Below are 12,140 nucleotides of genomic sequence, written 5' to 3' on the forward strand. Positions count from 1 at the left end.
TAAGCAGCGCAGAAATCAGAGTGTCTTAGACACGCAGCAAACTATACCCTATCCATTCTCTTTAATGTAATTGATCTGCCAGACCAGAACCATTTTTCATCTTTTCACCTTTACCCAAGTTTCTCCCTTATCAAATCTACACCTATTAGGAGGCAACACTATGCATTCCATTGATATACACGACGCCGTCAGACGTCTGAATCCACAGCAGCGTCAAGCCGTTGAAGCAACCGACGGACCGCTGCTCATTATGGCGGGCGCCGGCTCCGGCAAGACGCGGGTGCTGACGCACCGGATCGCGTACCTGATCGCCACGCGCAAAGCCGCACCATGGAGCATCCTTGCAATTACCTTTACGAATAAAGCAGCCCGCGAGATGCAGGAGCGGGTATCCAAGCTGGTTGGCCGGGAAGGCCAGGACATCTGGGTATCAACGTTCCACTCGATGTGCGTGCGGATTTTACGTAAAGACATTGAACGGATCGGTTTTACCTCGAATTTCAGTATTTTGGATTCGACCGATCAGCTGTCCGTTATTCGGAACGTGATGAAGCAGCACAACATCGATCCGAAGAAATTCGAGCCGAAGGCGATTCAAGCCGCCATGAGCGCGGCCAAGAATGAGCTGATCTCCCCGCAGCAGTATGAACAGAAAGCCGGAGACTATTTTGAATCCCTTGTAGCCAAGGTATACACCGAATATCAGAAACGCTTGAAGAGCAACAATTCGCTTGATTTCGACGATCTGATCATGACCACGATTCAGCTGTTTAAGGAAGTGCCGGAGGTTCTCGATTTCTACCAGCGCAAATTCCAGTATGTCCACGTGGACGAATACCAGGATACCAACCGGGCGCAGTACATGCTTTGCCGCATGCTGGCGGACAGCCATCACCGTATCTGCGTTGTCGGTGACAGCGATCAGTCGATCTACCGCTGGCGTGGCGCGGATATCACGAACATCCTGAATTTTGAGCAGGATTATCCCGAGGCGCGGACGATCCTGCTGGAGCAGAATTATCGTTCGACAGCGAACATCTTGAACGCTGCCAACAATGTTATTGGCCTGAACACAGGCCGCAAACCGAAGAATCTGTGGACCGAGCAGGGTGAAGGACCGAAGATCAAGGTGTTCCGCGGGGATACGGAGCATGATGAGGGGTATTTTGTTACCTCGGAAATCAGCAAGAGCGTTACCGCCGGCAAGAGCTATCAGGATCATGCGATCCTGTACCGGACCAATGCGCAGTCACGGGTGATCGAGGAAATTCTGATCAAGTCGGATATTCCGTACCAGATCGTCGGGGGCATCAAGTTCTACGATCGCAAAGAGATTAAGGACCTGCTCGCCTACCTTCGCCTGATTTCCAACCCGGACGACGATATCAGCCTAACGCGGATCATTAACGTGCCAAAAAGAAGCATCGGCGACACAACCGTTGCGAAGCTGGCGGCTGCAGCCGCAGAGCGGGGCATCTCGATTTTCCGCGTGCTGGAAATCGTGGACGACCTCGGCTTTGCCGGACGGACGCGTAATGCGCTGGTGGGCTTCTACGACATGATTGCCGCGCTCAGCCGAATGGTTGAGTTTCTGTCGGTCACCGAGCTTACGGAAAAAATACTGGAAATGTCCGAATACCGGCTCGAGCTCCAAAACGAGAATACGATCGAATCCAGATCCCGCCTCGAGAACATTGACGAGTTCCTGTCGGTTACGCAAGAGTTCGAGAAGAACAACGAGGATAAATCGCTCATCTCCTTCCTCACGGATCTTGCGCTGATCGCGGACATCGATTCGATGAACGATGACGAAGAAGATCGTGACGACGCTGTCGTGCTCATGACCATGCACAGTGCTAAAGGTCTGGAGTTTCCGGTGGTATTCATCATCGGCATGGAGGAAGGAGTATTCCCGCACAGCCGTGCCTTTATGGATAACGAGGAGCTGGAAGAGGAACGCCGACTTGCTTATGTAGGCATTACGCGCGCCGAGAAGCAGTTGTTCTTATCCTGTGCACGCATGCGTACCTTATTTGGCCGCACGACGGCGAACATGCCATCGCGATTCCTGGAGGAAATCCCTGAAGAATTGAAAGAAGACACCCAGATGGCGCATGACCGATACCGCCGCGGCGGCGGAAGCAATGTGGGCGGATCTTACGCAGGACGCGGCTTCGGCGGCGGTGGAGGCAGCAACTTTGGGGGAAGCCGTAGCGTGGACCTCTCCCTCAGCGGTTCGACGGCTTCCGCGCAAGCCGCACCGAAGAGCCGGGTGACGATGACAACCGGTGCTGCATCCCGTTCAGCAGCCGCTTCCGGCAGCGGGGAATTTAAAGCCGGCGATAAAGTAGCCCATGGCAAATGGGGAACTGGTACAATCGTAGCGGTAAAAGGCAGCGGCAACGACATGGAATTGCAGATTGCATTCCCGGCGCCTGTGGGCGTGAAACGTCTGCTTGCCGGCTTTGCGCCGATTACGAAAGTGGAATAAGGGATACAACTAGGAGAATATGGATCAACGGAAGAACGATCCGAATCGCACGTGATGATAGGCAGAAAATCTTAACGCAACCTATAATGGCCTTATATTATTGAAGGAGGATTGCCCCTGCATGGATTTCAAGGAAAAGATGGAGAAGCTCATTGCGGAGCTGAACAATTACAATTACCATTACTACACGCTGGATCAGCCGCTTGTAAGCGACAAGGAATATGATGCCCTGTACGACCAGCTGGTAGCGTTGGAGGCCGAGACCGGCGTGACGCTTCCGGATTCTCCGACCCAGCGGGTGGGCGGGGAGATTCTGAAGGGTTTTGCCCCGCACCGTCATTTGGCTCCGTTATGGAGTCTCGATAAGGCTCAGAACATCGAGCAGCTCCGTACCTGGCATGATCGCGTCGTCAGGCTGGTCAATGACTACAATTCGAAGAATCCCGGTAATCCTCTGCCGTCACCTTGTTATGCACTGGAGCTAAAGTTTGACGGGCTGACGCTGAATCTGACCTATCAGGACGGTAAGCTGGTTCAGGCGTCGACACGGGGCAATGGTGCAGTTGGCGAAGGCATTTTGGCTCAGGTGAAAACCATCAAGTCGGTGCCGATGACGATCCCGTACACGGAAGGTACGATTGAAGTACAGGGCGAAGGCATCATGAACCTGTCCGTGCTGGAACAATACAACCAAACCGCGGCCGAGCCGCTCAAAAACGCACGTAATGCCGCCGCAGGGGCGCTCCGCAATCTCAATCCAAAGGTAACGGCCGAGCGTAAGCTGAACGCTTACTTCTACAATGTAGGTTATTCGGATGGAATCACCTTTGCTGATCACAAGGAGATGATGGATTTCCTACGCGAGAACCGGCTCAAGGTCAATCCATACATTTTCTATTTTGAGCAGTTTGATGATGTGATGGAGCAACTGGCGGATATTGAGAAACGCCGTTCCGAGCTCGATTATCTTATCGACGGAGCGGTTGTGAAGGTTACAGATTTCCGCATCCGCGAAGCTCTTGGATATACCGACAAGTTCCCGCGCTGGGCAGTCGCTTATAAATTCGAAGCGGAAGAAACAACAACCGTGCTGCAGTCGGTAACCTGGAATGTGGGGCGGACCGGAAAAATCACGCCGTTAGCGCGTGTAGAGCCTGTTGAGCTTGCCGGGGTCACGGTGCAAAATTGTACGCTGAACAATATCGGGGATATTGAGCGCAAGAACCTCAAGTTCGCGCTCGGCTCCCGAGTCTTCATTCGCCGTTCAAATGACGTTATTCCCGAGATCCTTGGCAAAGTAACGGAGGAGCAGGACGGAGAAGAGATCCTGTATCCGGAACAGTGTCCATCCTGCGGCTTCCCGCTGGAGCAGCGCGGCGCTCACCTGTTCTGCAACAACAAAACGGGGTGTAAGCCGCAAATCGTGGCCCGAATCACGCATTTTGCTTCCAGGGATGCCATGGACATTGAGACGTTCAGCGATAAAACCGCGATCCAGTTATACGACGAACTGGGCGTGAGAGAACCGGCTGATCTTTACACGCTTTCTTTTGACAGTTTGCTGAAGCTGGAGCGCTTTGGTGAGAAAAAAGCCCAGAACCTGCTGGATGCCATCGAGAAGAGCAAGGAGCGGGATCTTGCATCGTTCCTCTTCGCATTGGGGATTCCAAATACCGGTAAATCCACAACCAAAATGCTGGCCGATCACTACCGTGATCTGCACCGCGTGATGGCGGCGACCGCAGAAGAATTGGTCGAGCTGCCGGATGTGGGCGGCATCGTGGCCGAAAGCATTGCTGGATACTTCGCGGACCCGTTTGCCCAAGCGAGCATTCAGAAGATGCTCTCGCTGGGTGTCCAAGCGAAAGCGTCGGAGGCACCGACGCCGGTCAGCACCGATTCCTATTTCAGCGGCAAAACGGTTGTGTTGACAGGCACCCTCCATCTGCTGACCCGCGAAGAGGCAACCGAACGCTTGGAAGCGCTCGGCGCCAAAGTCACTGGCAGCGTGTCCAAGAAAACAGACCTCCTGATCGCAGGCGAAAAAGCCGGCAGCAAGCTGGCTAAAGCCCAGCAGCTCGGCATCGACATCCTGGAGGATGAAGAAGAGTTTGTGCGGTTGCTGAACGAATCATAGCATTGACTGGATATATCTTGCAGAATCAGTTGGACCCCTTAGAAACCGAGGCTATTTCATAGCCTCGGTTTTTCTTTTTCCTCGATTTCCTTTCTCCTCCCTTACTTTCTATGTAAGCCTTAATTCCCTTGAATCTATGACGTTTCCTGGCATTCGTCAAAACCTCCTATACATTCGACTAAACTTAACAAAAACATACAGAAAAGGATGGAGGAATCTAATTTTAGAATCTAGAATAATTTACCACGGGTCAGTCTAATGCCGAAAGGAGTGGATACCATCGAAAGGCAGCACAGATATGCTGATGACATCCCAGACCCTAATGTGATTGGGAAATCTATCTTATGGGAGGGGCAAAGCCTTGAGTAAAAAGTTATGGTCCGCACTACTAAGTTTTTTATTAACGCTATCACTCGTTGCACCAGCGGCTGGGGCCGCTCCGTCAGAACGGCAAGTCGAGCTGGACAATCAGCTCAGTGCCGATGAAGCTAGGCAGATAAGGGATATTCTGAAACAGCGAGCTAAGCTTGCGGAGTTTCCGGTGCTTGAACAAAGCCTGCAGAAATCTGCCGGGGGTCCTACAAGAGTCATTGTAGAGCTGTCTACTGAGCCAGTGGCCTTAGCCAAAGGACTTTCCTCTATTCAGGGTCAATCCTTTAGTTCTTCCGCAGAGGCGAAGGTTGAGGCACAGGTGCAATTGGAGCAGCAGACTTTTATACGCAGCCTGAACACGAAGAATATAACGCACGAAATTTCGGAGCAATATAGTTACGCATTCAACGGGGTGTCCATGGAGATCGACGGCAGCAAGGTTGAAGCGCTGCTTGATCTCCCTGGCGTTCTAGGTGTATATCCCGATCTGGAGGTAACGGTTGGACCAAAGGGCGAAGTGAATCCATACATGAAGGATACGGGGCCGTTCATCGGTGCTCCGGAAGTATGGGATCTCGGTTATACAGGTAAAGGCGTTAAAGTAGGTGTTATCGATACGGGTATTGATTACGTACACCCTGTTTTGAAGGATGCATATAAGGGTGGATATGACTTCGTCGACAATGATAATGATCCCTATGAGACGACTCCGCTCGACTGGGAGAATGACCCTTCCAATCCCCCACAGGTCGATGACAGGGGAAGCACGTACTGGACAGATCATGGAACGCACGTAGCGGGTACCATCGGAGCCCGCGATGCCGGCGAATATGGAGTAGTAGGCATTGCGCCGGACGCGGATATCTATGCGTATCGCGTTCTTGGGCCGTATGGAAGCGGCTATTCCAGCTGGGTACTGGGCGGTATCGACCGTTCCGTTCAAGACGGAATGGATATAATCAACCTCTCCCTTGGCAATTCCCGCAATGATCCGGACTATGTGACGTCCGTAGCCCTCAACAATGCTGCGCTGGCTGGTGTCACGCCCGTCGTTGCAAGCGGCAATTCAGGACCTAACCGCTGGACGGTTGGATCGCCGGGGGCGGCGGCTTTTCCGATTACGGTAGGAAACTCAACGGGTCCAAGTGACGAAATGACGGCAACATCGCACTTTTTCACGGATGCGGAATTGCCGGGTGAGCCAATTGATAACAATGAGGGTCCGTTGGAGCTTGGAGCTGAGCCAAAACAGCCCGTTACACCTGAAGTGCAGACGGATGTAGGAGCACAGGCAGACGAAGCAGTTGGGCCAACATCGAGTGAAGTTGCATCACCAATCGATGAGACAACGCCTTCCGTTGATACGGAGCAGGATGCCACGCCAGTTCAATCGGGTGATGGCCCAGAAGAGGGGCCGGTCACTGATGAAGTCCCTGTTGAATCTATCGAGGATGAAGAGGTGCCTCCTGCAGACGTTAACGCTCCGGTTACGGTGGTAGATGCTACGTATAAGCTTGAATTAATGGCTTGGAATCTCGCAGAGGATCCAGAAGTCGCTCTGGATGGAGATTTTGAACTGGTTTATGCCGATCTGGGCAAACCCGAGGATTTCGCAGATAAAGACGTTACGGGCAAAATCGCTTTGATTAAACGCGGCGAGCTCGCCTTTGTCGATAAAATCGCCAATGCGAAGGCAGCAGGCGCGACGGGCGTCATTGTATTCAATCAGAACCCTGGGCCAATTGGTGTTTTACTTGGGGACAGCTTTGCCTTCATCCCAACCTTTAGTATGAGCAAAGAAGACGGCGATTATATCAAGTCGCTGCTCGATGCCAACCCGGATCTGAAAGTGAATTTTACGGATTTTATTAAAAACCGAACCGCCGGCGATGAAATGAATGATTCCAGCTCGCGTGGCCCGGCTAAAAAGACGCTGGACATTAAGCCAGACGTTGTAGCACCGGGAACGAGCATTTTGTCATCCGTTCCGGCCTACGGGATAGACATTGCAGATGCAGATTACAGCCAATCCTATGATCGCTTTACGGGTACCAGTATGGCATCCCCGCATGTGGCCGGGCTTGCGGCTCTCATTTTGGAGAAACATAACGATTGGACTCCATTCGATGTCAAAGTCGCACTGATGAACAACGCCAAAGTACTGAATACCGAGTCTTACGATGTAACGGATCAAGGAGCCGGGCGCGTACAAGCACTCCATACCATCCAGGCAGAGGCTCTGGTGAAGGTCCTAGACAAGACTTCGTATCAGGAGAATGGATCAGCTAACCAAAAGGAGAACATTACCGGAAGCATTAATTTTGGTAATTTTACCGGAAAAGCTGCTAAGACCGTTCAGAAAAAAATAAAAGTAGAGAGTATTGGAAATGCGGGCGGGACTTTTAATGTGCAAATCAATAACACGCAGGTCACGCCGGGGGTAAGTGTTGAAACGGATAAAAGCACCTTTACCCTCAACGGTCAAGAAGAACTCACGGTAACTCTCCAAGTGCCGGAAGGGATAGAGGGCGTATCGGAACAGCAAGGCTATATTACCTTTACGAATGGTACCCATACTTATTCGGTTCCGTATGTTGCGTACTTTAATCTTGAGATCACCGGCGTGAAGTATACGAAAGCCTACAGTGATACCGAAAACTACTTACCGCATGTTCCGTTAACCGAGACGGGTGAATTGGGCAAGCTCAACCTGGCTTTCGAATTTTACAATCCGATGCAGATTGTCATCGTGGACTTGTATGACAGTCTTAATCCAGGAGCGGGTGTTGACGGCGACGGTATTATTGGCCAAATATTTGGTGCAGAAGCCTATTTTGATGCCAACACCTCATTTACGATCGGCTGGAACGGGAAATATGCCGATTATGAGACCGAGAAAGAGGTAGAGGTTCAGGACGGATTGTATTCGATCGAGCTTTTATCCCTGGATACCGATCTCTTAGTCCACTCGGATTATGCGACGATTCCTTTCTTCGTGAAGAGAGCGGCACCTGAGATCAATACCGAGCTTGATGTTAAAATCTCCGGCAAGAGCAATCCTGCATTAACCGGAACGGTCGATGACCTCTATGTAACGGCTGCTCCAGCGATGTGGGATGAATGGGCCATTGATTTTGACGTCAGCGAATGGCTGGATGCCAGTTATGTCATTAAAAGAGCTAACAAAACGGTTGCCAAGCAAGGTAGTTTCGATGTCGAGCAGGATGGTGCCTTTAACATTGCCTTAGACGGGTTGTCTTCAGGCAACTATACCGTTGATCTTTCCGTCAAAGACCGTCAAGGACTTGAAGGAAAAGCGACGGTTGACCTGCAGTTGACGGGCGCGCCTGGACCAGGCACCCCTGATCCCGGTAACCCAGGTGGCGGATCCGGCGGCGGTGGAGGCTCGTCCTCCGGTGGCGGTTCTACAGGAACTCCGTCCACTCCGGCTCCTGAAGTATCGGGGGATGCCAAAGTAACCACCAAGAAAAATGCGGATGGCACAGAGTCTGCAACGGCAGCCTTGTCGGAAGCAGCGATTACTGCAGGAATTACTGGTGACAGCAAAGAAGTGAAGCTGGACGTATCGAAGCTGGATTTCAGCAAATATAGCGAGGTAGCCTTTACTCTCGGCAAGACTGCCGTGGATAAACTGAAAGCATCCGGCAAACCACTTGTTATTACGGGTAACGGATTTACCCTGACGGTGCCTGCCGATGCCTTGGATGATTTCACTACGAGCAGCGGATTCAGCTTAGCGGTTTCCGTAGCTGCAAGCAAAGCGGGATCCGAAAACACATTGAACGCTGTATCCCCGATCGTTTCGATCAAGCATGGGGATAAGTTTAAACACCCACTTCTGTTGACATTGAACTATGACCCAACAAAAGTGAAGGATGCGCGCAAGGTAGGTGCCTACGTGCAATCGGAAAAAGGGGACCTGCAATCCGCTGGATTGCTGCAATCGGCTGCGCGTGGATCGATCACGTTCCGTATTAACGGTCCTGGTTCATATGTGGCTGCCGAGAATAACGTGATCTTTAACGACATCGTCAGCCACTGGGCTAAGGATGAGATTGAGGTTGCTGCCTCGCAGCATATCACGAACGGTATTGGAGCAGGCCGATTCTCTCCAAACAATGCGGTGACCCGTGCTGAATTTACGACACTGCTTGATCGTATTTTCGAAACAGGCATCGATTGGGAAACGCGCAGCAAAGAAGCGGGAGCGAAGAATCCGCTGACCCGTGAGGATATGGTAGTCATGATTGCGGAAGCGCTGAAGATTGATTCCGAAGCAGGCTCCTTGTCATTCAATGATACGAATCTGATTTCGGAGGATGCACGTGCGGCCGTAGCTTTTGCAGTGAAGGAAGGTCTGGTGAAGGGAGTGAATGGCAACCGCTTCGGACCGGGTGAGACTTCCACTCGGGCTCAGGTATCCGTGATTGTGTACCGTTTGCTGGATTATCTGAACAAAATCTAAAGAGGGCGAAGCTATTTCATCTAGAATACAATTGTGGTTAAGCGAAAGAGGAGTTGCTCTATGTCATGCGAATTGACGGGGCATCTCCTCTTTTTATTTGCGCTTGTTTTGATACAAGTCCATGCTAACATCGATTGCTCCTTTTTAAGTTGGCCCTCGTTTATTGGAACCGTCGATCAAAAAAGTTGATTACACATCCCGTGATGTGTAATATTTTGGTGGCATGAGAAGTCGGATGAAGGGAGGATGGGGCATGAGATATAGCACGGTCTTCTACATAACCATTGCAATAGTTCTATTTTTCATTATGGTTACCGTGCTCGGGGATATCGCGGCTGAGGATGCTGTTGGAATGATTCGCATGAGCATCGAGTGGCTGACGAAGTTCGTGCTCCCATGGATATTCCTGTATTGGTTCATTAAACTTGTCAGGAAAATAAAGTGAAAGACACTCACCACGAGCACATTACTGTGCTGCCAATGAGTGTCTTTTTTATAACGATTATTCCTTCGACCACTGGTCCAGCTTGTCATCACCGGGAAGAAGCAGGGCAAGCAGACCAAGCAGCGGCAAGAAGCCGATGGCGATCATAACATTGCCGATTCCCCAAGCATCTCCGAGATTACCGAGCACAAGCGAACCGACCCCACCCATGCCAAAAGCAAACCCGGTGATCAGCCCGGATACTGTACCGATATTGCCCGGATGCAGCATTTGGGCATACACAACGGTGACCGAGAAACTGCTCAATAGGACAAAACCGCCGATCAGCAGCAATACAGCCGCCCAGAACGGGGAGGCGAACGGCAGAATCAACGCAATGGGTGCTGTGCCGATCATGGAGAGCATGATCATGTTACGGCGCCCAAAGCGGTCGGCCAGCGGACCGCCGAAGAAGGTACCCACAGCTCCGGATGCGAGAAATAGAAAAATATAAATCTGAGCGTTATCAATCGTGATCTTGTACGCATCCATGAGGTAGAACGCATAATAGCTGCTAATGGCTGCTCCATACCAGGATCGGATAAACACGAGAATGACGAGAACCAGCGTTGCATTGCGTACGCTTTTGCGGCGGGCAGGATCAAGCATGCGACCGGCAGCTTTCTTTTTAAACGTGTAACCAGCTTTCAGCATGCCGTGATACCAATGGGCAACATAGGATTGCACGAGGATACCAGCCGCGGCAACGAAGGTGAAACCGATCGCGCCGAACTGTCCGAACGGTACGAAAATGTATCGTGTTAGGAGCGGAGCAAGTGATTGCCCGGCATTGCCTCCTACTTGAAAGATCGATTGGGATAACCCTTTTCGCATACCTGCAGCCATATGAGCGACCCGCATTCCCTCAGGGTGAAAGGTCGCCGAGCCTAATCCGATCAGAACGACGGCGAACAGAACCAGGATGTATGTATGTGCATATGCAAGAATGAATACACCTGCAAACGTGAAACACATACCGATCGGAAGCAGAATCGGTGTCGGCCTTCGATCCGCGGCGTACCCGATAACCGGCTGGATAATGGATGAAGTAAAATTAATAGCGAAGGAGATCCAACCGATCTGCGTAAAGGTAAGCAGCAGATTATCCTTTAATATAGGAAAGATTGCAGGAATCACGGACTGAATTGAATCATTAAACAAATGCACGAAACTGATGGCGATCAGAATTTTATATACGGTGGCCTGATGTGCCTCTCCGTGCGCAGGACTTGGAGTCTCTTTTGGCTTCTGGAGAGCGATGCTTTTGTCTGCCATTCGGCGAACTCCTTTCTTATAGATATGGTCGGTCTGTTAAAAAGCGGTGAACTAACCTTAAAACCTTTTGTATAGGAAATCAATTACATTTCGAGATGATACTTAAATCAAAATGAGCTCCATGATTAAGCAAATTTATACGGGCGAGGTAGACAGACTCGAATGAATATTGATCTCCAACAGGCATTGATCATGTCATCAACGATGTTATGCGAAACTTTACATATTTTCTTTTAAAAATGCTTGCTATATCTTTTGTATCATGGTATATTACTAACTGTCGCTTTTGACGAAAGCTTTTGAAGCTTGTCGAACGGTGTCGAAAAAAAGTGTTGACATCAAGTTAATTACTTGATAAGATATAAACCTGCGCTGCTGATTGAAGATGATCGGCAAAGCAGCCAACAAGTTCCTTGAAAACTGAACAAATGGATCACGTCAATGTAACACAAGCAAACGTTAATACGTTAGCTTTGAAATGAGCAAGTCAAACTTTATTGGAGAGTTTGATCCTGGCTCAGGACGAACGCTGGCGGCGTGCCTAATACATGCAAGTCGAGCGGACTGGAAGGAGTGCTTGCACTCCTGAAGGTTAGCGGCGGACGGGTGAGTAACACGTAGGCAACCTGCCCTCAAGACTGGGATAACTACCGGAAACGGTAGCTAATACCGGATAATTTATTTCGCAGCATTGTGGAATAATGAAAGACGGAGCAATCTGTCACTTGGGGATGGGCCTGCGGCGCATTAGCTAGTTGGTGGGGTAACGGCTCACCAAGGCGACGATGCGTAGCCGACCTGAGAGGGTGAACGGCCACACTGGGACTGAGACACGGCCCAGACTCCTACGGGAGGCAGCAGTAGGGAATCTTCCGCAATGGGCGAAAGCCTGACG

At 50.8% G+C, this 12,140-nt stretch carries 5 protein-coding genes and 1 rRNA gene; 5 read left to right on the forward strand and 1 reads right to left on the reverse strand.

What is annotated here, in order from left to right:
• Positions 1-160: 160 nt before the first annotated feature.
• From pcrA to ACETK5_RS31300, 4 genes are all read left to right on the forward strand, one after another.
• On the forward strand, positions 161-2,491 hold the full coding sequence (gene pcrA / locus ACETK5_RS31285; protein WP_394059651.1) for a DNA helicase PcrA: 2,331 nt from the start codon (positions 161-163) through the stop codon (positions 2,489-2,491).
• Between the two features lie 121 nt (positions 2,492-2,612).
• Complete coding sequence (gene ligA, locus ACETK5_RS31290) at positions 2,613-4,628, forward strand: NAD-dependent DNA ligase LigA (RefSeq protein WP_394059652.1); 2,016 nt, start codon at positions 2,613-2,615, stop codon at positions 4,626-4,628.
• A gap of 361 nt (positions 4,629-4,989) precedes the next feature.
• On the forward strand, positions 4,990-9,486 hold the full coding sequence (locus ACETK5_RS31295) for a S8 family serine peptidase (RefSeq protein ID WP_394059653.1): 4,497 nt from the start codon (positions 4,990-4,992) through the stop codon (positions 9,484-9,486).
• A 253-nt stretch (positions 9,487-9,739) separates the two neighbouring features.
• Entirely contained in the window at positions 9,740-9,931 is a 192-nt protein-coding gene (locus ACETK5_RS31300) for a hypothetical protein (RefSeq protein WP_326120369.1), read from the forward strand.
• A 57-nt stretch (positions 9,932-9,988) separates the two neighbouring features.
• On the opposite strand, the gene ACETK5_RS31305 is transcribed toward ACETK5_RS31300, so the two are convergent.
• Positions 9,989-11,245, reverse strand: coding sequence for an MFS transporter (locus ACETK5_RS31305; RefSeq protein WP_326120368.1), 1,257 nt, complete (start codon positions 11,243-11,245; stop codon positions 9,989-9,991).
• A gap of 494 nt (positions 11,246-11,739) precedes the next feature.
• Here ACETK5_RS31305 and ACETK5_RS31310 point away from each other — a divergent pair.
• Positions 11,740-12,140: ribosomal RNA gene (locus tag ACETK5_RS31310) — 16S ribosomal RNA — on the forward strand; the annotation flags it as partial.

This window comes from Paenibacillus ilasis (genome assembly GCF_043195395.1).
Classification (GTDB): Bacteria; Bacillota; Bacilli; order Paenibacillales; family Paenibacillaceae; genus Paenibacillus_AQ; species Paenibacillus_AQ lautus.

Coding starts and splice junctions, on each gene's coding strand:
- pcrA (WP_394059651.1), top strand. CDS start 161: ATGCATTCCATTGATATACACGACGCCGTCAGACGTCTGAATCCACAG.
- ligA (WP_394059652.1), top strand. CDS start 2,613: ATGGATTTCAAGGAAAAGATGGAGAAGCTCATTGCGGAGCTGAACAAT.
- ACETK5_RS31300 (WP_326120369.1), top strand. CDS start 9,740: ATGAGATATAGCACGGTCTTCTACATAACCATTGCAATAGTTCTATTT.
- ACETK5_RS31305 (WP_326120368.1), bottom strand. CDS start 11,245: ATGGCAGACAAAAGCATCGCTCTCCAGAAGCCAAAAGAGACTCCAAGT.